The following is a 22,021-nucleotide window of genomic DNA, read 5'->3' as shown; positions in this document are numbered from 1 at the left end:
ATGAGTGACATTCAATTGTTCCGGCTCGCCTCAGGGACCGCGCATGAGCTGGCCGGCCGCGCCGCAGCCGTGGAAAAGCACCTGCAATCCCTGATCGAGGCGCAGATGCCGACCTTCCTCGGCGTGCGCTTCCTCGCCACCGAGTACGTCACCGGCAAGACCCACAAGGGCCGCATCGACTCGCTGGGGCTGGACGAGAACGGCTGCCCGGTGATTGTCGAGTACAAGCGGCACAGCAACGAGAACGTGATCAACCAGGGCCTGTTCTACCTGGACTGGCTGCTGGACCACCGCGCGGAGTTCCAGTGGCTGGTGATGGAAAAGCTGGGTAAGGACGTGGCCGAGCAGATCGACTGGTCCGGCACGCGCCTGCTGTGCATCGCCGCCGACTTCACCCGCTACGACCAGCACGCCGTGCAGCAGATTCCTCGCAACATCGAGCTGATCCGCTACAAGCTGTTCGGGGACGATTTGCTGCTGCTGGATCTGGTCAACAGCGTGAGCGTGGGCGACGCCACCGTCGCGAAGGCGGCTTCTTCGGCATCCGGAGCGGAGAAGGCGAAGGCCGGCGGCAAGGACAAGACGGCCGAGGATCAACTTGGCCAGGCGCAGCCGATCATCAGGGAGGTATATGAGGCGCTTGCCAGTCAACTGCTTTCGCTGGGTGACGACGTTCAGGAGAAGCAGCTCAAGCAATACATCGCGTTCCGCCGCCTGAAGAACTTCGCCTGCGTGGTGCCGTACAAGGACAAGCTGCTGGTTCTGCTCAAGCTGGACCCGGCCACGGTCGTACTTGAGGACGGCTTCAGCCGAGATGTGAGCGGCATCGGCAAATGGGGCACCGGGGACGTCGAGGTCTGCATCCGCGATAAGGCAGACCTGCAGCGGGCCATGCCCCTCATCGAACGTAGCTACGCCGAAAGTTGAGGGGGGTCTGCGGGCGATTGTTCGGTGTTGCTGAATTGGCTACGTTTGTTGCCCAATGAGCAACACTTCCGCCGCGATGGATTTGCTTTTCTCCGCCACCCGCCAACGGGTGCTGGTGGTGCTGTTGCTCGAACCGGAGGCCAGCTTCCACCTGCGCGAGCTGGCGCGCCTCACCGGCACCCACGCCGGCACGCTGGGGCGCGAGCTGGACAAGCTGACCGAGGCGGGTTTGCTGGAGCGGCGCGAGCAGGGCAACCAGGTGCGCTACCAGGCCAACGCGCAATGCCCGCTGTTCGGCGAGCTGGCCTCGATGTTCCGCAAGACCCACGGCATGGCGCCGGTGCTGCGCGAGGCGCTGGCGCCGCTGGCAAGCCGGATTCGGGTGGCGGTGGTGTTCGGCTCGATGGCGCGCGGCACGCAGTCGGCGGGCAGCGACATCGACCTGCTGGTGGTCGGCGAGGTCGGCTTCGCCGAGCTGGTGCAGGCGATGTATCCCGTGCAGCAGGCGTTGCAGCGCGAGATCAACCCGGTGCTCTACACCACGGTGGAGTTCCGCCGCCGTGTCGACGCGGGCGAGGCGTTCGTGCGCCGGGTGCTGGACCAGCCTAAGGTGTTCCTGACAGGAGACAAGGATGACCTTGCAGAACTTGCTGGCGATCAAGCGGTTGCTGGCCCACGCGCCTGATGGCGCGGCGATCCGCAAGTTGCTGGACGCGGCACGGCGCAACCTCGCCGATGCGCGGGTGGCGGCGATCAGTCCCGACAACCGCTTCGATGCGGCCTACAAGTGCCTGATGCAGTGCGCGATGCTCGGCCTGTGGGCCAACGGCTACCGCACCGCGACCAGGCAGCCGGGCCATCACCAGACCGCGATCCAGTGCCTGACCCTCACCATGGGCGTGTCGCCGGCGACGGTGATCGTGCTGGATGCCCTGCGCAAGCAGCGCAACCTGAGCGATTACGAGGGCGACCCCTTTCCGACGCCACGCTGGCCTCGTGTCTGGACGAAGCGAGCAAACTGCTGGCGCATACCGAACGGGGTTGCGCGAGCGGCATCCTGACCTGCTGGGTGACGCATGAACCTGCACCGCGATACCTACTCCGAGCACGGGACCTGCGAGCACCTTGCTACCCGGTAGCTGCATGCAGGCCGCACCGCCTGACAGTTCGAGCAATTTACCGCCGCATGACGTTCACCGGCAGCGTCCGCCACTGCTTGCATCAACTGCGCGGGTGGTTGATATTCCATATTCCAGAATGTGGAGCGCCTCCAATGGAACTGAAGCCCCAGGATCTTCTCGTGCTGTTCAAGGCGGCGGCCCATCCCGGGCAGCGCTGGACTTACGCAGCCTTGGGCAATGACCTTGGGCTCAGCCCATCGCAAGCCCATCGCAGCGTTCAGCGCGCCATTGCCGCGGGGCTGGGGGTGGTGCGCGGTCGCGGCGACTGGGCGCCCGTGCGTCCGGCGCTGACCGAGTTCGCTGTTCATGGCGTGCGCTATGTCTGGCCCGCGCAGCCCGGGCCGGTAAAGCGCGGGTTGCCGACATCGTTTGGCGTGGAACCCCTGGCCGGAAAGATCACCGCGGCAGCCAGCGAAGTGCCGGTGTGGGCGCATCCGGCGGGCAAGGCCAAGGGGCCGAGTCTGTCGCCGATCTACCGTTCGGCACCGCAGGCCGCGCTGCTCGATCCCGCCTTGCACCGTCTGCTGGCCTTGCAGGACGCGATCCGCGCGGGCCGCGCGCGCGAGCGATCGCTGGCCACCGACCTGTTGACCAAGGAGCTGGAGCGAACGGATGCGCAGGGATGACCCGAACCTGCCCACCCTGCGCACGATCGCGCAGGCGTTGGGCGACCTGAGGGAGCAGGTGGTGTTTCTCGGTGGTGCAGTGGCTGGCCTGCTGGTGACAGACCCGCTGGCCGAAGGCGTGCGCGCGACCCGCGATGTGGATGCGGTGGCGCAGGCCGGGCGGGCGCAGTTCCAGCGCATGCAGCGCGAGCTGGCCCGTCGCGGCTTTCAGGAGGATGCGGACAGCAGCGTGATCTGTCGCTGGATCCATCGCGATTCCGGTGCGGTGTTCGACCTGATGCCGGAAAGCCCGGATGTGCTGGGCTTTGCCAACCGCTGGTATCCCTATACGGTGGGCACCGCGCAAAGGGTGGCGCTGGGCGAGGGGCTGCAGATCCGGTTGGCGACCGCGGTGGCCTTTGTGGCGACCAAGTTGGAGGCGTTCGCGAGTCGGGGGCGCGGTGATGTGCTGGCCAGCCACGACCTGGAAGACGTGCTGAACGTTGTCGATGGGCGCGAGGAGCTGGTAAGGGAAGTGGCAGAGGCGGCGCAGGACGTGCGGCAAGCCATCGCCGCCGCGTTCGCCGATTTGCTGGCGCGGCCGGGCTTCACCGATGTGCTGCCCGGCTTGATCGCCGAGCCGGAGCGCGCGGACGTGGTCGCCAGTCGCCTGCAGGCGATGGCGCAGGGGCAGGAACAGACAGGGGAAGGTAGGGCATGAATCTGCATCGCGAGCACCACTTCGAGCGCGAAATCTGCGAGCACCTTGCCGCGCACGGGTGGCTCTACGCCGAGGGCGACGCCCAGCAACACGACCGCACGCACGGCCTCTACCTGCCGGACCTGCTGGCCTGGATCGAGGCGACCCAGCCAGAGGCCTGGGAGCGCCTGACCAAAGCGCACGGTCCGGCAACGGCGGCCCGCATTGCCGAGCGCGTGCGCAAGAGCCTGGACGAGCGCGGCACGCTGGAGGTGCTGCGCCGCGGCGTGGAGATGGTCGGGCTGAAGGCGCCGCTGGCGCTGGTGCAGTTCAAGCCGGCACTGGCGATGAACCCCGAGCTGGAGCAGCGCTACGCAGCGAACCGCCTGCGCGTGGTGCGGCAGGTAAAGCACTCGCCGAACAACCCCAACGACGCGCTGGACCTGGTGCTGTTCGTCAACGGCATCGCGGTGGCGACGGCGGAGCTCAAGTCCGACTTTACCCAGAGCGTGGGCGACGCGGTGGACCAGTACCGCTACGACCGGCATCCACATCCCAAGGGCGGCGTGGCCGAGCCGTTGCTGTCCTTCCCCGGCGGCGCGCTGGTGCATTTCGCGGTGAGCCAGGCCGAGGCGATGATGACTACGCGGCTGGCCGGCCCGGCCACGCGCTTCCTGCCGTTCAACCTGGGGCACGACGGCGGTGCGGGCAATCCGCCGAACCCGAACGGCTTCGCCACCGCCTACCTGTGGGAGCAGGTGTGGGCGCGCGACAGCTGGCTGGAGATCCTGGGCCGTTACCTGATCGGCAAGCGCGACGACAAGAAGCGTCTCAGCAGCGTGATCTTTCCGCGCTACCACCAGCTTGATGCGACACGGAAGCTGGTGGCCGACGTGCGCGCCAACGGGCCGGGGCAGCGGTATCTCATCCAGCATTCGGCTGGCTCGGGCAAGACCAATTCCATTGCCTGGAGCGCGCACTTTCTCGCCGACCTGCACGACCAGGGGAGCACCAAGCTGTTCGACAGCGTGCTGGTGGTGTCCGACCGCAACGTGCTGGACGCGCAGCTGCAGGAGGCGATCTTCGATTTCGAGCGCACCGCCGGCGTGGTCGAAACCATCACCAGCGAGCGCGGCAGCAAGAGTGCGCAGCTGAAGGCCGCGCTGGAGGCGGGCAAGAAGATCATCGTCTGCACCATCCAGACCTTCCCCGCCGCGATGAGCGCCGCGCAGGAGCTGGCCACCACCGAAGGCAAGCGCTTCGCGGTGATCGCCGACGAGGCGCACAGCTCGCAGACGGGCGAATCCGCCGCCAAGCTCAAGCAGTTGCTGAGCGCACAAGAGTGGGCCGAGCTGCAGGACGGCGGCGAGGTGGACACCGAAACCATGCTGGCCGCAGGCATGGCCGCCCGCGTCGGCGGTCAGCAGGGGCTGACCTACGTGGCGTTCACCGCCACACCCAAGGCCAAGACGCTGGAGCTGTTCGGGCGGCCGGGGCCGGATGGGCTGCCGCTGCCATTCCACGTGTATTCGATGCGGCAGGCGATCGAGGAGGGTTTCATCCTCGACGTGCTGCGCAACTACACCCCGTACAAACTGGCGTTCCGACTGGCCCACGAAGGCAAGGAATACGACCAGGCCGAGGTCGAGCGCAGCGCAGCGATGAAGGGGATCATGCAGTGGGTACGCCTGCATCCCTACAACATCGCCGCCAAGGTGCAGATCGTGGTGGAACACTACCGCGAGCACGTGCAGCCGCTGCTGGACGGCAAGGCCAAGGCGATGGTGGTGGTCGGCAGCCGCAAGGAGGCGGTGCGCTGGCAGAAGGCCGTGCGCGAGTACATCGCGCGGCAGAACTACCCGCTGGGCGTGCTGGTGGCATTTTCCGGCGAGGTGAACGACCCGGACAGTTATCCGGAGCCGGTCGCCGAAACCAGCGCGCATCTCAATCCCGGCCTGAAAGGGCGCGACATCCGCGACGCCTTTGCCCAGCCGGATTACCACCTGCTGCTGGTGGCCAACAAGTTCCAGACCGGCTTCGACCAGCCGCTGCTGTGCGGCATGTATGTGGACAAGCTGCTGGGCGGCATCCAGGCGGTGCAGACGCTGTCGCGCCTCAACCGCGCGCATCCGGGCAAGGACACCACCTACATCCTCGACTTCGTCAACGAGGCGGCAGAGATTCTCAAGGCGTTCAAGACCTACTACGCCACTGCCGAGCTGGAAGCGGCCACCGATCCGCACCTGGTGTTCGACCTGCGCGCCAAGCTCGACGCCAGTGGCCACTACGACGACTTCGAAGTGGATCGAGTGGCCAGGATCGAGACCGACCCGAACGCCACGCAGGCACAGCTCAGTGCCGCGATGGCGCCGGTCGCCGACCGTCTCCTCAAGCGTTACCGTGCCGCCCAGCTCGCCCGTGCCGATGCGCTGGCCCGCGGCGACGAGCCGGCGGCGCAATCGCAGAAGGACATCATGGATGCGCTGCAGCTGTTCAAGGGCGACATGGGCGCCTACGTGCGCCTGTATGCCTTCCTCTCGCAGATGCTCGACTACGGCAACACCGACATCGAGAAGCGCTTCCTCTTCTACAAGCGGCTGATCCCGCTGCTGGAGTTCGGGCGCGAGCGCGAGACGGTGGACCTGTCCAAGGTTGTGCTGACCCATCACACGCTGCGCAGCGCCGGACGCCAACCGCTCAGCCTCAATGCCGATGGCAGCTACAAGTTGCCGCCGATTGATGCTCTCGGAAGCGGTTCAGTGCAAGAGAAAGAAAAGGCCTACCTCACCGAGATCATCGAGCGAGTCAACGGTCTCTTCGAGGGCGACCTCACCGACGGTGACCAGCTGCTGTACGTCAATGGCGTGATCAAGGGCAAGCTGCTGGAGAACGAGACGCTGGTGCAGCAGGCCAGCAGCAACAGCAAGGAGCAGTTCGCCAACTCGCCCGACCTGAAGGATGCGCTGCTCAACGCGATCATCGATACCCTCGACGCGCACTCCTTGATGAGCGGTCAGGCGCTCGGCTCGGAGCGGGTGCGCAACGGCTTGAAGGACATCCTGCTTGGGCCGGGACAGCTGTATGAGTCCTTGCGTTCTACCGGCGCTTCCAGGGTTGCTGGCTAGGTCGTCTTGCTGGTGCGCAGAGCCGTCGCCGCATCCTTGCGGTCGTTGTCTGGAAGCCGCCGAAGCTGCCTTGAAGCAGCAGCTTCGGCGGGCCGATTCAGAGCCCGTTGTTCGCGGCGGCCTGGTCGAACTGCTTGAGATAGTCCTTGAAGGCGCGCTCGTAGGCCAGCTGCCAATTGGCGTCGCGGGCCACCTGGATGGCGTTGTAGCCGTAGCCTTTCACGTCGAGCTGGCGCTTGCCCCTGGGATCGACGATGTCCAACAGGGTTTCGACGCGCGCCTCGATGCTGGCACTCCACATGCCCGGGGTGAACCAGGCCCAGAACTGGCGGATATCCACGCTGACGTGCGGCGCATCCGAGGGCGCGTTCTCCGACGGCACCACGCTGTAGCCACGCGAGGCCAGGGCGTTGACCACAAGTTCCCGTGTCAGCAACTCGACGTTGCCGGACTGCAGCAGGATGTCGCCAAAGGCATGGCCGAAACCGCCGCGCTTGCGGGCGATGGCCTGCTTGCGCTGTTCGGCATCCAGCCGGTAGCTCGCACCTTTCTTCAGCGAGGGGGTGCTGGGATCGTTCGGGTCGGCTTCGAACGTACGCGCATCGCGCACGGCGTCGATAACGATGGGCTTGCCTCCGCTGACCACGGCCGAACCCGGGGAGGGCACGTCAAGCGTAAGCCGCGAGCGTGAGGTGGCGCAGCCGGAGAGTACGGCCAGCGCGAAGGCGATGGTCAAGCCACGAGCGAGATGCTTCATTTTTTCCCCTTTGACATTGCGAAACGATGCGCCAGCGCGGACGGCGACTTCGGGAACGAACCTGCGCTCACTTGCAGCGCGGGCGAACGCCTGCACAGGCGCGTCTAGCACCTGAAGCTCTGCGCTCGCGATCCCCTTGTTTCGTCGGCTGAGTGCCTGGCAAGCATAACCCGGGGTGGGGAGCGCCCCGACGCCCCCATGACTTCCGGCGGTGTCCGCCCACGCCCCACTCGGGCAACACTCGCGCGGCTCTGTGCCGTCCGTCACCCGCGTGGTGCCGCCTGCACGGATCTTCGTCCCGCTCATCCCCACAAGGACCCCTATGCGCCGTCATCTCTCCACCGCAATCTGCCTGGCCCTGGCCGGGTTTTCCATGGCTCCGCTGGGGGTCGCTTCAGCGGCCGAGGTGCGGGAGGCGACGACGCAGTTGCCGCGCGGGGTGGTGCCTTCGCACTACGACGTGGCGGTGACGCCGCATGCGGACAAGCTGTCGTTCGACGGCCAGGTGACGATCACGCTGGCGGTCACCAAGCCGACCCCCTCGATCACGCTCAATGCCGCGGACCTGACCTTCTCCAAGGCGTCGCTGACGGCGGAGAAGGGCAAGATGGCGTTCGCCGCGCCGAAGATTTCGGTGGATGAGAAGGCGCAGACCGCGACCTTCACCTTCGACCACCCGATCCCCGCCGGCACCTACCGCCTGGCGATGACCTACACCGGCAAGATCGGCACGCAGGCCAACGGCATCTTCGCGCTGGATTACGACACCAAGGCCGGCAAGAAGCGTGCGCTGTACACGCAGTTCGAAAATTCCGACGCGCGCCGCTTCATCCCCTCGTGGGACGAGCCGAACTACAAGGCGACCTTCACGCTGACCGCCAACGTGCCCAGCGGCGAGATGGCGGTGAGCAACATGCCGATCGCCTCGCAGAAGGACCTGGGCAACGGCATGACCGAAGTGCGCTTCGGGCAGTCGCCGAAGATGTCGACCTACCTGTTGTTCTTCGGCCTGGGCGATTTCGAGCGCGCGACGCTGAATACCGAAGGCACCGAGATCGGCGTGATCACGCAGAAGGGGATGATCGACCAGGCGCAGTTCGCGCTGGATTCGTCCAAGCTGGTGCTGAAGGAATACAACGATTACTTCGGCGTGCCGTACCCGCTGCCGAAGCTGGACAACATCGCCGCGCCGGGCCAGAGCCAGTTCTTCTCGGCGATGGAGAACTGGGGCGCGATCTTTACCTTTGAATATTCGTTGCTGATGAACCCGCACATCTCCACCCAGCGCGACAAGGAGCGTGTGTTCAACGTGGCCGCGCACGAGATGGCGCACCAGTGGTTCGGCGACCTGGTCACGATGAACTGGTGGGACGACCTGTGGCTCAACGAAGGCTTCGCCTCGTGGATGGCCGCGCGCACCACGCAGAAGCTGCATCCGGAATGGCATACGGAGCTGGATGCCGTGGGCGTGCGCGAAGGCGCCATGTCGCAGGACTCGGTCGCCACCACCCATCCGGTGGTGCAGCACGTGGAGACGGTGGAGCAGGCCAGCCAGGCGTTCGATGCGATTACTTACTCCAAGGGTGAGGCGGTGATCCACATGCTGGAAGGCTACGTGGGCGAGGAGGCCTGGCGCACCGGCGTGCGCAATTACATCAAGGCGCACGCGTACGGCAACACGGTGTCCGATGACCTGTGGAAGTCCGTGCAGGCCGCGGCCGGCAAGCCGATCACGCAGATCGCGCATGACTTCACGCTGCAGCCGGGCATTCCGATGATCGAGGTGCGCGCGGCGGCGTGCTCCAACGGCAAGACCACCATCGCGCTGCGCCAGGGCGAGTTCACCCGCGACCGGCCGAACAAGCAGCCGCTGCGCTGGCACGTGCCGGTGATCGCCAAGACGGTCGGCGGCGAGACGGTGCGCACCGTGGTGGACGGAAAGGCCACGCTGACCGTGCCCGGCTGTGGTCCGGTGCTGGTCAACGCCGGCCAGACGGGCTACTACCGCACGCTGTACGCGCAGAACAATTTCGATGCCCTGAAGGGCCAGTTCGCCAAGCTCGCGCCGATCGACCAGCTTGGCCTGCTGGGTGACACCTGGGCGCTGGGCATGGCCGGCAACGAGCCGGTGTCCAACGTGCTGGCGCTGATCACCGCGACCCCGGCCGATGCCGATCCGCAGGTGTGGTCGGAGGTGGCCGGTTACCTGTCCTCGCTGGACAACTACTACCGTGGCGACCAGACCCGTCAGCAGCGCCTGCGCACGTTCGCGCTGGGTCAGTTGCAGCCGGTCTTCGCAAAGATCGGTTGGGAAGCCAAGGCTGGCGAGGGTGCGCCGACCGCGAATCTGCGCCAGTCGCTGATCGCCGTGATGGCGGACCTGGGCGATGAGCAGGTCATCAACGAGGCTCGCCGCCGTTTCGCCGCACAAAAGAGCAACCCCGATGCCGTGCCGGTGGCGTTGCGCAAGACCATCACCGCGATCGTCGCGCAGAAGGCTGATCCGGCAACCTGGGACCAGCTGCACGCGAAAGCCAAGGCCGAAACCACGCCGCTGATCAAGGACCAGCTCTACAGCATGCTCTCCATTCCGGAGAACGATGCGCTGGCGCAGCGTGCGCTCAACCTGGCGCTTACCGACGAGCCGGGCGCCACCAACAGCGCGGGCATGATCCGTGCCGTCGGCTACCAGCATCCGGAAATGGCGTTCGACTTCGCCGTGGCGCATCGCGAGCAGGTCAACAAGCTGGTCGATTCGACCTCCAGCAGCCGCTACTACCCGGTGTTGGGCGCCAGCTCGACCAAGCCGGAGATGATCCAGAAGATCCAGGATTACGCGCAGAAGTACATCGCGCCGACGTCCCGCCGCGTGGCCGAACAGGTGGTGGCGAACATCAAGTACCGCATGATGATCCGCGAAGACCGCCTGCCCGAAATCGATGCGTGGCTGGACAAGCACGCCGGCTGATTTCTCGAAGCCTGCAAGGTGAAAAGGCCCCGCAATGCGGGGCCTTTTTTTCAGGCCGAGGTGGCGAACGATAGCGCGCGCATCGATGGAACCTTGACATCATTTCTTGCGCAGACGTGACCTTTGGCCCTCGACGGGGACGATGGTCGGAATAGGCTGCTGGCGCCGTCTGGTGGATGGCGTCGTCATCGATCGGAAGGCCGTGGGCGGTGCCTGTTGCAGGCGATCAGCCGTGCGTGTGGCAGGCGGTCCGTCCGAACCCTCATGAGCTCGCCAAACCCCTGGCTGCTCATGGGTCCTCCACGTCGATGAGAGCAGGTATCCCCATGAACGCATCCTTCTCGATTCATCCGGACGCATCCCGCCGCTCGCTGGCAAGTAAGTTGGCATGGGTCGCTGTCGTTGGCATCTGCGCCGCAGGTTCCGGTGCGGCGCAGGCTGCGGTGACGACCGGCAGGGTCTTCGGTCACGCGCCGGCCGGCTCGACCGTCCAGGTAGCCAGTGCCGAGTTCGGCATCAGCCGCACGATTCCCGTCAACGCGAAGGGCCGCTACCAGGTCGGCTGGCTGCCGGTAGGCATCTACACGGTCACCGTGCTCGATCAAGGCCAGCCGCGTGCCCAGCATCCCAGCGTGCAGGTTTATGTGGACCGCGGTTCGCGTGTGGACATGGAGTGTGCCTACGGACGGTGCTCGGAGCTCGCGGCCAACTAGCGACAGCTGGCGAGCGGTACGGGCCGCCATCGTGAAACCCCGTAAGCAAGCGCCCGGTGCCGCAGGTGCCGGGCGCTTCGTTTTGCCGGGATGTCGTGCGCACGGATCGCCCGACTGGGCTTTGCCTTCGCGCGCGAGATGGCCTTCTGGAAGGTGCTTTGTCGAATCGGTAGCGCAAATGACTTTTGGCCCTTCGTCACGGCTTCGTCATCGGGTACGCTGCGCGCGTCCGCACGACGGCTGGCCGTCCAGTGCGCGACAGCCGTTGGCGGTAGGCCATCGGCACGATCCGTGGGCGCAACGCCAAACCCCTGGCGGCACACGGGTTCCCCCACATCGAAAACGAGAACAAGGAAAAACCATGAAGAACCTCCACTCGATCAAAACGGGTTCGACGCGTCGTGGCCAGTCCGTGCGGGCTTTCGTGATGGCGGCAGCCGTCGCGGCCTTCGGCATGGCAGGTTCCGCTGCGGTCTACGCGCAGGCCACTGCCGGCAAGGTGTTCGGCAACGCGCCGGTTGGCAGCAGCGTGCTGGCCAAGAGCACCACCAATGGCACCCAGCGCGAAGTGAAGGTGGACGAAAAGGGTCGTTACGCCATCCGTGAGCTGCCGGTGGGCGTCTACACGGTGACGCTGTCGGAGAACGGCCAGCCGGTTGCCAAGCACCTGAACGTGCCGGTGGTCGTGGGCCGCGGCATCAAGGTGGACTTCGACGGTCAGGCGACCGCCGCGGGCCAGCAGTAAGGCCTCGAGTCGGGCGCTGACGCGCCCGGCGAAGCAAAAAGCCAGCGCCGCAAGGCGCTGGCTTTTTGTTGGAGCGTCCTTGGGCGCGACCGGCGTGTTTGGCGATCGCCCGTCGGCGGTCCCACCAACAGCATGCCTGCAAGCGATGCGCGCTCCTCCTTTTCAATGGAGGAGCCGAGCTTTCAGAGCGCCTCGAAAATACCCGCCGCGCCCATGCCGGTGCCGATGCACATGGTCACCATGCCGTACTTCTGCTTGTGCCGGCGCAGGCCGTGCACCAGCGTGGCCACGCGGACGGCGCCGGTGGCGCCGAGCGGATGGCCCAGCGCAATGGCGCCGCCCAGCGGATTGACCTTGGCCGGGTCGAGCTCGAGATCCTTCATCACCGCCAGCGCCTGCGCGGCGAAAGCCTCGTTGAGTTCGATCCAGTCCAGTTGGTCGCGACTGATGCCAGTGCGCTTGAGCGCCAGCGGAATGGCCTCCTTCGGCCCGATGCCCATCACTTCCGGCGGCACGCCGGCCACGGCGAAACCGACGAAGCGGGCGAGCGGCTGAAGGTTGTATTCCTTGATCGCCTTCTCGCTGGCGATCAGCACGGCGCCGGCGCCATCGGACATCTGGCTGGAGTTGCCTGCGGTGACGGTGCCGCCGAACTGGCCGTTGCGGAAAACCGGCTTCAACTTGCCGAGAACTTCGGGGGTGCTGCCAGCGCGCGGGCCCTCGTCCTGGCTGATCACGCGGCTATCGGTCCTGATCGTGTCGTTGGCCAGGTCCGGATAGTGGTCATCGAGCTGGAACGGGGTGATCTCGTCCTTGAACTCGCCGGCGGCCTGGGCGGCCAGGGCGCGTTCGTGGCTGCGGGCGGCGAAGGCGTCCTGCTCCTCGCGGCTGACCTTCCACTGCTTGGCGACGTTCTCGGCGGTGATGCCCATGCCGTAGGCGATGCCGATGTGCTCGTTGTCGAAGATCGCCGGGTTCATGGCGACCTTGTGGCCCATCATCGGCACCATGCTCATGCTCTCGGTGCCGCCGGCGAGCATCAGGTCGGCTTCGCCCAGGCGGATCGCGTCCGCCGCGTAGGCCACGGCCTGCAGACCGGACGAACAGAAGCGGTTGATCGTCACGCCCGGCACGGTGTGCGGCAGGCCGGCCAGCAGCACGCCGATGCGCGCCACGTTCATGCCTTGCTCGGCCTCGGGCATGGCACAGCCGATCACCGCGTCGCCGATGCGATGCGGGTCGATGCCCGGTGCCTGCGCCATCACGGCGCGGATCACGTGGGCGAGCATGTCGTCCGGGCGGGTGTTCTTGAAGACGCCGCGCGGCGCCTTGCCGACCGGCGTGCGGGTGGCGGCGACGATGTAGGCGTCCTGGATTTGCTTGGTCATTGTGGCTTTCTCCGAAAGCCGGGAATCGGGAATGGGGAATCGGGAATGGTCCCGAAGCCCTGCGAGTCCGGCCTTTGTGGCAAAGGTGTAGGCGTGTCGGGAATGGTTTTTGACCATTCCCTATTTGCGATTCCCGATTCTCAATTCCTGAGCGGCTTCCCCGTCGTCATCGTGTGGGCGATGCGGGCCTGGGTCTTCTCGGTCCTGGCCAGCTCGACGAAATGCTTGCGCTCGAGCTTGAGCAGCCAGGCTTCGTCGACCAGCGAGCCGCGCTCGATACCGCCGCCGCACAGCGTGTCGGCGATGCGGCTGGCGATCGCCACGTCATGCTCGGAGGCGAAGTAGCCCGCCTGCAGGTTGACCAGCGAGGCCTTGAAGGTGGCCGTGCCGGTGTCGCCGGCGACCGGGATCGCGCGGGCGGGCAGGGGCGGGCGCCAGCCGCTTTCGGCCAGGGACGCGGCGACCTGCTTCGCTACGTGAAGCAGCTCGTAGGCGTTGAACACGACCACGTCGCTCTCGCGCAGCAGACCGAGCTGCTTGGCTTCCAGCGCGCTGGCCGACACCTTGGCCATCGCCACGGTCTCGAACACCTTCTTAAGCGACTCGAACGGATCGGCCGGGTTGGCGTTGGCGGCGCGCACGGCCAGCTCCTTCAGGCCGCCGCCGGCCGGCAGCAGGCCGACGCCCGCCTCGACCAGGCCGATGTAGCTTTCCAGCGCAGCCACGGTGCGGGCCGAATGCATCTGGAACTCGCAGCCGCCGCCCAGGCACAAGCCGCGCACGGCGGCGACCACGGGAACCAGCGAATGCTTGATGCGCATGCTGGTGCGCTGGAAGTTCGCGACCATCGACTCGAAGGCGTCGAACTTGCCGTCCTTGAGCAGGCCCAGCGCACCCTTCAGGTCGGCGCCAGCGGAGAACGGTTCGGACGTCTGCCAGATCACCACCGCCTTGAGCTTCTCTTCGGCGACGCCGATGGCGTGCTGGATGCCGTCGAGCACGTGATCGTTGACGGTGTGCATCTTGGTCTTGAACGAGAGGATGCCCACGCCGTCGTCGCCCAGCGTCCACAGGCGCACGCCGTCGTTCTCCCACACGGTGGTGCCCTGGTCGAACTTCTCGCCCAGGATGGCGTCGGGGAAGAGCTGGCGCGCGTAGACCGGGTGCTGCGAACGCGGCTTGTAGCTGCCGTCGGCGGCCGACCAGGAGCCTTCCTTGCCGTGCACGCCGTTGCGCCCATCGGTGACCCAGGCGGGTAGCGGCGCGTCGCTCATCGCCTTGCCGGCCTTGATGTCCTCGGCGATCCAGTTGGCGACCTGCTGCCAGCCCGCGGCCTGCCAGGTCTCGAACGGACCGAGCTTCCAGCCGTAGCCCCAGCGGATGGCAAAGTCGACGTCGCGCGCGGTGTCGGCGATGTCGGCCAGGTGGTAGGCGGTGTAGTGGAAGAGGTCGCGGAAGATCGCCCACAGGAACTGTGCCTGCGGATCGCCCGATGCGCGCAGCCTGGCGAACTTCTCGGCCGGGTCCTTGATCGCGAGGATGGCGGCGACCTCATCGGAGGCCTTCTGTTCGGACGGCACGTAGTCGCGCTTGGCCGGGTCCAGCACCAGGATGTCCTTGCCGACTTTCTTGTAGAAGCCGGCGCCGGTCTTCTGGCCGAGCGCGCCCGCATCGATCAGTCCCTGCAGCACGGCCGGCGTCTTGAAGTACGTGTGCCACGGGTCATCGGCGAGCGTGTCGCCCATGGTCTTGATCACGTGCGCCATGGTGTCCAGGCCCACCACGTCCGCGGTGCGGTAGGTGGCGCTCTTGGGGCGGCCAATGGCCGGGCCGGTCAGCGCATCGACGGTGTCGAAGCCGAGCTTGAACTGCTCGGTGTGGTGCATGGTCGCCAGCATCGAGAACACGCCGATGCGGTTGCCGATGAAGTTCGGCGTGTCCTTGGCAATCACCACGCCCTTGCCGACCGTCGTGGCGAGGAAGGCTTCGAGGCCTTCGATCACGCTGGCGTCGGTGAGCCGGGTCGGGATCAGCTCGACCAGGTGCATGTAGCGCGGCGGGTTGAAGAAGTGCACGCCGCAGAAGCGGTGGCGCATTTCTTCGGGCAAGGCTTCGGCCAGCGTATTGATCGAAAGCCCCGACGTGTTCGAAGCGATCACCGCGGTCTTCGACAGGTGCGAGGCGATCTTCCTGTAGAGATCGAGCTTCCAGTCCATCCGCTCGGCGATCGCCTCGATCACAAGGTCCACTTCCTTCAGGTGGTCGAGGTCCTCGTCGTAGTTGGCCGGGATGATCGCGGCGGCGAGGTTCTTGTCCGCCAACGGTGCGGGCGAGAGCTTCTTCAGGTTCTCGATGGCCTTGAGCGCAATGCCGCTCTTGGGCCCTTCCTTGGCGGGCAGGTCGAACAGCACGGTTTCGACACCGGCGTTGGTCAGGTGCGCGGCGATCTGCGCGCCCATGACGCCGGCGCCCAGCACGGCGGCCTTGCGGATGCGTAGTGTTGCGGGCATTGGCTTCTCCAGGGGATGCGGACAGCAAAACGGAAAGAGGCTAGGCAGCCGGCCGTGGCCGGCCGGTGAGTTCGATAAGGTCAGGGGTGGCTCAGGCCGGCGGTGGCGAAGCGGATCAGGTGCGCGATCGTCTGCTCGCGGTGGGCGGCCTCGCTGACGCCGCCCTTGCGCTGGATCATGCCGAAGCCGGACATGGCATGGGTCAGCGCACCGGTGACCAGGTCGATGCGCCAGTACAATTCCTCGCGGCTTAGCTGCGGCAGCAACCGGGCGAACTCGGCGGTGAACTGGCGCATGACGTGACCGTAGTTTTCGGACATGAACTGGCGCAGGTGGTCGTCGTGCTCGGCGAACGCACGCGCCAGCACGCGCATGAACAACGAGCCGGTGCCGTCGCCGGAGAGTGCCAGGGCAGGGCGGATGAAGGCGTCGAGCACGTCCTCGAGCGTGGTGCCGGGCTTGCCGGTGACCTCGGACAAGGCCGCCAGTCGGTGCCCGTTCAGCGTGTCCAGGCGGCGGCGGAACACCTCTTCGACCAGCTTGTCCTTGGAGCCGAAGTGGTAGTTCACGGCGGCCAGATTGACTTCGGCCGCGGCCGTCAACTGGCGCAGCGAGGCGCCGTCGAAGCCGCGCTGGGCGAACAGCACCTCGGCGGCGGCGAGGATGCGTTCCTTGGTCGAGGCGGAACTGTTCACGCGTGGGCTCGCTCGCAGGGTGGGAATCAAACGATCGTTTGAGCATACGCGGGCAGCTTCCGGCCCGTCAAACGGCCGTTTGGTTCACGCTGCGTCCGCTTGCGATCAGGCTAGAATCTGTCAAACTTTCGTGAGCTAAATCCGCATTTCGTGTCGGATTTGGTCCTACATTGATCGGCAAGCCAGCCGATAGCCCACTCAGATACCAGTATTCCCGGAGCAGACCCATGGCGCTGGAGCGCACCCTTTCCATCATCAAGCCCGACGCCGTCGCCAAGAACGTGGTCGGCCAGATCTACTCCCGTTTCGAGCAGGCCGGCCTGAAGGTCATCGCCGCGAAGATGAAGCAGCTCTCCCGCAAGGAAGCCGAAGGCTTCTACGCGGTGCACAAGGAGCGCCCGTTCTTCAACGCGCTGGTCGAGTTCATGATCTCCGGCCCGGTGATGATCCAGGTGCTGCAGGGCGAGAACGCCATCGCGAAGAACCGCGAGCTGATGGGTGCCACCAATCCGAAGGACGCCGCGCCGGGCACGATCCGCGCCGACTTCGCCGATTCGATCGACGCCAACGCGGTGCACGGCTCAGATGCCGCCGAGACCGCCAAGGTCGAGATCGCCTACTTCTTTGCGGAGACGGAAGTCTCCCCCAGGTAACTTGTGCGCTCATCCATGAGCGCGAAGGTCAAAAAGCGGCCATCCATGGCCGCACTCTCAAAATGAACCAGGCCACTTCCACTCCATCCGACCCGAAAGCCGCAAGCGACAAGGTCAACCTGCTCGACTTCGATCGCCAGGGGTTGCGTGATTTCTTCGCGCAGCTCGGCGAGAAGCCTTATCGCGCCGAGCAGGTGATGAAGTGGATCTACCACCGCTTGGAAGACGACTTCGGCAAGATGACCGACGTGGGCAAGGCGCTGCGCGCCAAGCTCGAGGCCTCGTGCTACGTCGGTCCCCCGAAGACGCTGTTCGACAGGGCCGCCGCCGACGGCACGCACAAGTGGCTGCTGGGCATGGATGGCGGCAACGCCATCGAGGCGGTCTACATCCCCGAGCCGACCCGCGGCACGCTTTGCGTGTCCTCGCAGGTCGGTTGCGGCCTGAACTGCCAGTTCTGCTCGACCGCCACGCAGGGCTTCAACCGTAACCTCGCCGCGTCCGAAGTGATCGGGCAGATGTGGGTGGCGGCCAAGCACCTGGGCAACGTCACGCACCAGAACCGTCGCATCACCAACGTGGTGATGATGGGCATGGGCGAGCCGCTGCTGAATTTCGACAACGTGGTCACGGCGATGAGCCTGATGCGCGACGATCTGGGTTTTGGCCTGGCGTCCAAGCGCGTGACGCTCTCCACCGCCGGCCTGGTGCCGATGATCGACAAGCTGTCCGAGACGATCGACGTGTCGCTGGCGGTTTCGCTGCACGCGGCCAACGATGAGCTGCGCACGGAACTGGTCCCGCTCAACAAGCGTTACCCGATCGCCGAGCTGATGGGCGCCTGTCTGCGCTGGATCGAGCGCCGGCCGCGCACCTCGATCACCTTCGAATACACCCTGATGAAGGGCGTGAACGACCAGCCCGAGCACGCGAAGCAGCTGATCAAGCTGATGCGCAAGCTGCCCACCGGCAGCGCCAAGGTCAACCTGATCCCGTTCAACCCCTTCCCGGGCACGCGTTTCGAGCGTTCGGACGCCGACACCATCCGCGCGTTCCAGACCCTGCTGCTCAACGCGAACGTCCTGACCATGCTGCGCCGTACGCGCGGCGACGACATCGATGCCGCCTGTGGCCAGTTGAAGGGTCAGGTACTGGACCGCACGCGCCGGCAAGCCGAGTTCCGCAAACGCCTTGATCAGGGACAAGGAGTGGTGCATGCGTCTTGAACGCTGGATGGGGGCAGCGCTGGCGCTTGCGCTGGCAGGATGCGTCACCACGACCACCGAGGAAGGCAGTCTCGGCGGCCGGATTCCGCACACCAGCCGCAGCCAGGAGGCGCAGGACGCCGCGCGCATCCATACCGAACTCGGCCAGCAGTACATGGCCAACGGCGACCTCAAGACCGCGCTGGAGAAGCTCAACAAGGCGCTCCAGTTCGATGAGGACTACGCGCCGGCGCACACTGTGATCGCCGTGCTCGACGAGCGCATCAATCGCCCTGCGCAGGCCGAACAGCATTACCGGCGCGCGGTCCAGCTGGAGCCGGACAGGGGCATGCCGAACAACAATCTCGGCACCTTTCTGTGCCGCATCGGCAAGGGCGCCGAAGCCCTCAGGTATTTCGACACCGCGCTGAAAGACCCGTTCTACCAGACGCCGGACGTGGCGCTGACCAACAAGGGTATCTGCCAGTTGCGCATGAACGACCTGGCCGGCGCCGAAGCCTCTCTGCGAAAGGCGCTGGATGCCAATCCGCAGAATGGCGATGCGCTGCTGCACCTGGCCAAGGCCCTGTTCCTGAACAACGACGCGTTCCGCGCGCGTGCGTTCATCCAGCGCTTCGACGCGCTGGGCCAGCCTAGTGCCGACGCGCTCAAGCTCGGCCACGACATCGAAACCCGCCTGGGTAACACGGATGCTGCCCAAAATTACCGCAGGCGACTGCAAAGCCAGTTCCCGGATTCGGATCAGGCCCGCGCCCTCGACGCACCCGCTAGCCCATGACCTTCCAGCAGTCCAATCCCGGCCATCGCGCGATTGACCTGTTCGCCGTCGCGGCGATCACGGATGGCCCGTCGAACGATCAGTCCCCCAGTTTCGGTAGCCGCCTGCGCGCCACACGTGAGGCGCGCGGCCTGGATATCGATGCCTGCGCGCACACGCTCAAGCTCCCGGCGCGCGTGCTGCGCCAGTTGGAGAGCAACCAGCGCGAAGGCATCGACTACGCCGTCTACCTGGCAAGCTATATCGCCAAGTACGCGCGCTACCTGGGTGTGGACGAGGAATCCATTCAGGCGGAACTGGCGAGCCTCAAGCGCGCCGAGCCGACGCTGGTGGCCACGGGCGGCATGTCGCATTCGCGCTACCTGCTCGAACGCTACGCCACTGCCGCCACCTACGTGGTGCTGACCGCGGTGATCGTGGTGCCGATGGTGTGGCTGGGCGTGCGCGGCACGCTTGACCGCGACCTGAGCCATCTGGCGCCACTGGACGCCACGCCGGTCGCCCAGCAGGACGCCCCCGCGCATGTCGCCAGCAACCATGCCAACGCCGCTGTGGCGGCGGCCGCTCGCAAGGCGACCATCACGCCGCCCGTCGAGGAGCAGCCGCTGATGGCTTCGATGGCGCCGTTCCCCGGTCTGGACAGTGGAAGCCTGACTGCCACCCGGCCCGAGATCATCAGCCCCATGCCAGCTCCCGCGGCTGCCGTGCCGGGCGGGCACAGTGTGAGTCTCACGCTGGCCGAAGCCAGTTGGGTCGAAGTGGTGGCCGCCGACGGCTCCCGCCTGGAATACGGCCTGTTGCCGGCCGGTACCAGCAAGACGTGGAACAGCGCGCAGCCGCTGGACGTGCGCATCGGCAACGCCGGCGGCGCCAAGGTCAGCATCGACGGCCAGCCGCTGCCGCTGGAGGCGTACCGCCGCGCCAACGTGGCCCACTTCCGCGTGCAGGACGGCAAGCCGGCACCCAGCGGCGCCTGATCCCTTTCGCCTGCGGCGAACGCCCGGATTGCGCGGTTCGAAGGACGTCAGACTGCCCGCGGCCGCGGTGCATCGGTTATGCTTGCCCATTGACCGACGTTCCCGTTCGGTCAGGGCTATTCCAACCTACTTTTCCCAGCGCCGGGTCGGCCCATGCCGTCGCGGCGCGCGCTTTTGACGGACATCTGCATGGCATTCGACGCATACGACGATTACGAGCAAGGCGAACGCGTACAGCAATGGCTGCGCCAGAATGGCCTGTCCATCGTCATCGGCATCGTCATCGGTCTGGTCGCGATCTTTGGCTGGCAGCAGTGGCGCAACCACCAGGCCTCGCGCGAGATGGAGGCGTCCAACCTCTACCAGCAGCTGCAGACGGCGCTGGCTTCCGGCAATACCGGTGAGGCCGACAAGCTGGTCGAGCGCCTGGAGAAGGACTACGCCAAGTCCACCTACGCGGTGCTCGGTGCCAGCGACCAGGCGCAGCGCCTGGTCGAAGCGAAGCAACTGGACAAGGCGCTGGTCTCCCTGCAGTGGGCGCGCAGCCATGTGGGCGACAACGCGCTCAAGCCGCTCATCGAGCTGCGCACGGCCAAGGTGCAGATGGCCGCCGACAAGGCCAAGGACGCGCTGGCCACGCTTGATGCGGTCAATGCGAAGGGCTACGAAGCCTTGCGTCAGGAACTACGCGGCGATGCGCTGGTCAAGCTTGATCGCGCGGATGACGCGCGCAAGGCCTACCAGGCGGCGCTGGCCGCCATGGCTGAAGACGCGCCCCAGCGCGCCGCCTTGCAACTCAAACTCGACGATCTGGCCGTGGCCGGGAAGCAGGGCGCATGAAGGTGATGGGCATGAAGCGGGCGATAGCCGTGGCGCTGGTCGGACTTGTGGCCCTGGCCGGTTGCCATAGCGCCAAGAAGGAAAACGTCCAGCCGCCGACGCCGCTGTCGAAGGATTTCAAGCCGACGGTGCAGGTCACCCGCCTGTGGCGCGAGACGATCGGTGATGGCGCTGGCGACACCGGCGTACGCCTGCGCCCGGCGGTGGTCGATGGTGTGCTCTACGCCGACAGCGCCGACGGCAAGCTGGTCGCGCTCGACGCCAACACGGGCAAGACGATCTGGTCCAAGAGTTCGCGCACCCACGGCTGGTTCGGCTGGGGCGACAAGAAGCGCAAGGACGTCTTCTACGCCGGCGGCCCGGCGGTCAGCGGTGATCTGCTCGCCGTCGGTACGCTCGATGGCCACGTCTACGGCGTCAACGCGAAGGACGGCAGTCCGCGCTGGGAGGCCACGCTCAAGTCCGAAGTGCTTGCCTCGCCCGTGATCGTGGGCGATCTGGTGGTGGTACGCACCGGCGACGGTCGCGTCTATGGCCTGGATACCGCCAGCGGCGAGCGTCGCTGGGTCTACGACCAGAGCGAAGTGCCGCTGCTCAGCCTGCGTGGCAACGGTCCGCTGATGGTCGCCAACGGTGTGGTGTTCTTCGGCAGCGACGGCGGCAAGCTGGTCGCACTGCGGCTGGACAATGGCGAGAAGCTGTGGGAGCAGAACCTGGCCAGCGGCGAAGGCCGCACCGAGATCGAGCGCCTGGACGACGCCGACGGCTCCATCCTGCTCGACGGCCGTACGCTCTACGGCGCCGCCTACCACGGCAATCTGGTGGCCATCGACGGTCCCAGCGGACGGCCGATGTGGGCACATCCGTTCTCCACCTATGTCTCGCTGGCGACCAAGGGCAACGCGCTCTACGCGGTGGACGACGACTCGCTGGTGTGGGCGTTCGACAAGAGCTCCGGCGCCGAGATGTGGAAGAACGACAACCTCAAGTACCGCTGGCTGACCGGGCCGGCAGTGCAGGGCGACTACGTGGTGGTCGGTGACATCGAAGGCTACGTGCACTGGCTGCAGACCGGCGACGGCGCGCTGGCCGCCCGTGAGCGCCTGTCCAGGCACGCCATCCGCGCCCAGCCGCTGGTCGTGGGTGACGTCGTGTACGTCGAGGACGTGGAGGGCCGCATCGGCGCCTACCGTCTCGGCGGCACGCGCTGACCGCCCGCAAGGAAGATGCTGA

General features: G+C 66.2%; 19 protein-coding genes. 15 read left to right on the top strand and 4 right to left on the bottom strand.

Annotated features, from left to right (window positions below; genetic code table 11):
• The 6 genes from J7I44_RS07195 (at nt 1) to J7I44_RS07170 (ending at nt 6,538) form a co-directional block, all read left to right on the top strand.
• The gene (locus J7I44_RS07195; RefSeq protein ID WP_209618174.1) at nt 1–927 is read left to right on the top strand and encodes a DUF5655 domain-containing protein; all 927 of its coding nucleotides are present in this window, start codon (nt 1–3) and stop codon (nt 925–927) included.
• Between the two features lie 55 nt (nt 928–982).
• On the top strand, nt 983–1,612 hold the full coding sequence (locus J7I44_RS07190) for a nucleotidyltransferase domain-containing protein (RefSeq protein WP_209618172.1): 630 nt from the start codon (nt 983–985) through the stop codon (nt 1,610–1,612).
• Nucleotides 1,560–1,988: a hypothetical protein gene (locus J7I44_RS07185; RefSeq protein WP_209618168.1), complete on the top strand. Its 429-nt coding sequence runs from the start codon at nt 1,560–1,562 to the stop codon at nt 1,986–1,988. Before J7I44_RS07190 ends, J7I44_RS07185 begins: the two co-directional genes overlap by 53 nt.
• A 212-nt stretch (nt 1,989–2,200) precedes the next feature.
• The gene (locus J7I44_RS07180; protein ID WP_209618165.1) at nt 2,201–2,734 is read left to right on the top strand and encodes a hypothetical protein; all 534 of its coding nucleotides are present in this window, start codon (nt 2,201–2,203) and stop codon (nt 2,732–2,734) included.
• Nucleotides 2,721–3,434 carry a hypothetical protein gene (locus J7I44_RS07175; RefSeq protein WP_209618163.1) on the top strand — a complete coding sequence of 238 codons (714 nt, stop codon included), beginning with the start codon at nt 2,721–2,723 and terminating at the stop codon, nt 3,432–3,434. Before J7I44_RS07180 ends, J7I44_RS07175 begins: the two co-directional genes overlap by 14 nt.
• Nucleotides 3,431–6,538 (top strand): type I restriction endonuclease subunit R, encoded by a 3,108-nt coding sequence (locus J7I44_RS07170; protein ID WP_209618159.1) that lies wholly within the window; start codon nt 3,431–3,433, stop codon nt 6,536–6,538. The genes J7I44_RS07175 and J7I44_RS07170 overlap by 4 nt, the downstream gene beginning before the upstream one ends.
• Nucleotides 6,539–6,635: 97 nt before the next feature.
• On the opposite strand, the gene J7I44_RS07165 is transcribed toward J7I44_RS07170, so the two are convergent.
• Nucleotides 6,636–7,295: a YajG family lipoprotein gene (locus J7I44_RS07165; protein WP_209618155.1), complete on the bottom strand. Its 660-nt coding sequence runs from the start codon at nt 7,293–7,295 to the stop codon at nt 6,636–6,638.
• 322 nt (nt 7,296–7,617) lie between these two features.
• On the opposite strand from J7I44_RS07165, the gene J7I44_RS07160 reads away from it, so the two are divergent.
• The 3 genes from J7I44_RS07160 to J7I44_RS07150 all read left to right on the top strand — a co-directional run bounded on the left by J7I44_RS07160 (nt 7,618) and on the right by J7I44_RS07150 (nt 11,721).
• The gene (locus J7I44_RS07160) at nt 7,618–10,263 is read left to right on the top strand and encodes a M1 family metallopeptidase (protein ID WP_209618152.1); all 2,646 of its coding nucleotides are present in this window, start codon (nt 7,618–7,620) and stop codon (nt 10,261–10,263) included.
• Between the two features lie 326 nt (nt 10,264–10,589).
• Nucleotides 10,590–10,976 (top strand): carboxypeptidase-like regulatory domain-containing protein, encoded by a 387-nt coding sequence (locus J7I44_RS07155; RefSeq protein WP_209618149.1) that lies wholly within the window; start codon nt 10,590–10,592, stop codon nt 10,974–10,976.
• 361 nt (nt 10,977–11,337) lie between these two features.
• Nucleotides 11,338–11,721, top strand: a complete 384-nt coding sequence (locus tag J7I44_RS07150; RefSeq protein ID WP_209618146.1) for a carboxypeptidase-like regulatory domain-containing protein — start codon at nt 11,338–11,340, stop codon at nt 11,719–11,721.
• Nucleotides 11,722–11,903: 182 nt separating this feature from the next.
• Here the strand turns inward: J7I44_RS07150 and J7I44_RS07145 are convergent, their stop codons facing one another.
• The 3 genes from J7I44_RS07145 to J7I44_RS07135 form a co-directional block, all read right to left on the bottom strand.
• On the bottom strand, nt 11,904–13,109 hold the full coding sequence (locus J7I44_RS07145; RefSeq protein ID WP_245188001.1) for an acetyl-CoA C-acyltransferase: 1,206 nt from the start codon (nt 13,107–13,109) through the stop codon (nt 11,904–11,906).
• A 140-nt stretch (nt 13,110–13,249) separates the two neighbouring features.
• The gene (locus J7I44_RS07140) at nt 13,250–15,619 is read right to left on the bottom strand and encodes a 3-hydroxyacyl-CoA dehydrogenase/enoyl-CoA hydratase family protein (RefSeq protein WP_209618143.1); all 2,370 of its coding nucleotides are present in this window, start codon (nt 15,617–15,619) and stop codon (nt 13,250–13,252) included.
• Nucleotides 15,620–15,699: 80 nt separating this feature from the next.
• Complete coding sequence (locus tag J7I44_RS07135; RefSeq protein WP_209618140.1) at nt 15,700–16,314, bottom strand: TetR/AcrR family transcriptional regulator; 615 nt, start codon at nt 16,312–16,314, stop codon at nt 15,700–15,702.
• 227 nt (nt 16,315–16,541) lie between these two features.
• Between J7I44_RS07135 and ndk the strand changes: the two genes are divergently transcribed.
• The 6 genes from ndk (at nt 16,542) to bamB (ending at nt 21,999) form a co-directional block, all read left to right on the top strand.
• On the top strand, nt 16,542–16,967 hold the full coding sequence (gene ndk, locus J7I44_RS07130) for a nucleoside-diphosphate kinase (protein WP_209618137.1): 426 nt from the start codon (nt 16,542–16,544) through the stop codon (nt 16,965–16,967).
• A 62-nt stretch (nt 16,968–17,029) separates the two neighbouring features.
• Complete coding sequence (rlmN, locus tag J7I44_RS07125) at nt 17,030–18,193, top strand: dual-specificity RNA methyltransferase RlmN (RefSeq protein ID WP_209618134.1); 1,164 nt, start codon at nt 17,030–17,032, stop codon at nt 18,191–18,193.
• The gene (pilW, locus tag J7I44_RS07120) at nt 18,183–18,971 is read left to right on the top strand and encodes a type IV pilus biogenesis/stability protein PilW (protein ID WP_209618131.1); all 789 of its coding nucleotides are present in this window, start codon (nt 18,183–18,185) and stop codon (nt 18,969–18,971) included. The genes rlmN and pilW overlap by 11 nt, the downstream gene beginning before the upstream one ends.
• A complete protein-coding gene (locus J7I44_RS07115) occupies nt 18,968–19,948 on the top strand; it encodes a helix-turn-helix domain-containing protein (protein ID WP_209618129.1) in 981 nt (326 codons plus the stop codon). Before pilW ends, J7I44_RS07115 begins: the two co-directional genes overlap by 4 nt.
• 189 nt (nt 19,949–20,137) lie before the next feature.
• Nucleotides 20,138–20,788 (top strand): YfgM family protein, encoded by a 651-nt coding sequence (locus J7I44_RS07110; protein WP_209618124.1) that lies wholly within the window; start codon nt 20,138–20,140, stop codon nt 20,786–20,788.
• Complete coding sequence (gene bamB, locus J7I44_RS07105) at nt 20,785–21,999, top strand: outer membrane protein assembly factor BamB (RefSeq protein WP_425599748.1); 1,215 nt, start codon at nt 20,785–20,787, stop codon at nt 21,997–21,999. Before J7I44_RS07110 ends, bamB begins: the two co-directional genes overlap by 4 nt.
• The last annotated feature ends 22 nt before the right edge of the window (nt 22,000–22,021 follow it).

The organism is Frateuria flava (assembly GCF_017837635.1).
Lineage (GTDB): Bacteria > Pseudomonadota > Gammaproteobacteria > Xanthomonadales > Rhodanobacteraceae > Frateuria_A > Frateuria_A flava.
Note: the sequence above shows the minus strand (reverse complement) of the source record. Positions and strands in the feature narration are given on the sequence as shown.

Coding starts and splice junctions, on each gene's coding strand:
- J7I44_RS07195 (WP_209618174.1), top strand. CDS start 1: ATGAGTGACATTCAATTGTTCCGGCTCGCCTCAGGGACCGCGCATGAG.
- J7I44_RS07190 (WP_209618172.1), top strand. CDS start 983: ATGAGCAACACTTCCGCCGCGATGGATTTGCTTTTCTCCGCCACCCGC.
- J7I44_RS07185 (WP_209618168.1), top strand. CDS start 1,560: ATGACCTTGCAGAACTTGCTGGCGATCAAGCGGTTGCTGGCCCACGCG.
- J7I44_RS07180 (WP_209618165.1), top strand. CDS start 2,201: ATGGAACTGAAGCCCCAGGATCTTCTCGTGCTGTTCAAGGCGGCGGCC.
- J7I44_RS07175 (WP_209618163.1), top strand. CDS start 2,721: ATGCGCAGGGATGACCCGAACCTGCCCACCCTGCGCACGATCGCGCAG.
- J7I44_RS07170 (WP_209618159.1), top strand. CDS start 3,431: ATGAATCTGCATCGCGAGCACCACTTCGAGCGCGAAATCTGCGAGCAC.
- J7I44_RS07165 (WP_209618155.1), bottom strand. CDS start 7,295: ATGAAGCATCTCGCTCGTGGCTTGACCATCGCCTTCGCGCTGGCCGTA.
- J7I44_RS07160 (WP_209618152.1), top strand. CDS start 7,618: ATGCGCCGTCATCTCTCCACCGCAATCTGCCTGGCCCTGGCCGGGTTT.
- J7I44_RS07155 (WP_209618149.1), top strand. CDS start 10,590: ATGAACGCATCCTTCTCGATTCATCCGGACGCATCCCGCCGCTCGCTG.
- J7I44_RS07150 (WP_209618146.1), top strand. CDS start 11,338: ATGAAGAACCTCCACTCGATCAAAACGGGTTCGACGCGTCGTGGCCAG.
- J7I44_RS07145 (WP_245188001.1), bottom strand. CDS start 13,109: ATGACCAAGCAAATCCAGGACGCCTACATCGTCGCCGCCACCCGCACG.
- J7I44_RS07140 (WP_209618143.1), bottom strand. CDS start 15,619: ATGCCCGCAACACTACGCATCCGCAAGGCCGCCGTGCTGGGCGCCGGC.
- ndk (WP_209618137.1), top strand. CDS start 16,542: ATGGCGCTGGAGCGCACCCTTTCCATCATCAAGCCCGACGCCGTCGCC.
- rlmN (WP_209618134.1), top strand. CDS start 17,030: ATGAACCAGGCCACTTCCACTCCATCCGACCCGAAAGCCGCAAGCGAC.
- pilW (WP_209618131.1), top strand. CDS start 18,183: ATGCGTCTTGAACGCTGGATGGGGGCAGCGCTGGCGCTTGCGCTGGCA.
- J7I44_RS07115 (WP_209618129.1), top strand. CDS start 18,968: ATGACCTTCCAGCAGTCCAATCCCGGCCATCGCGCGATTGACCTGTTC.
- J7I44_RS07110 (WP_209618124.1), top strand. CDS start 20,138: ATGGCATTCGACGCATACGACGATTACGAGCAAGGCGAACGCGTACAG.
- bamB (WP_425599748.1), top strand. CDS start 20,785: ATGAAGGTGATGGGCATGAAGCGGGCGATAGCCGTGGCGCTGGTCGGA.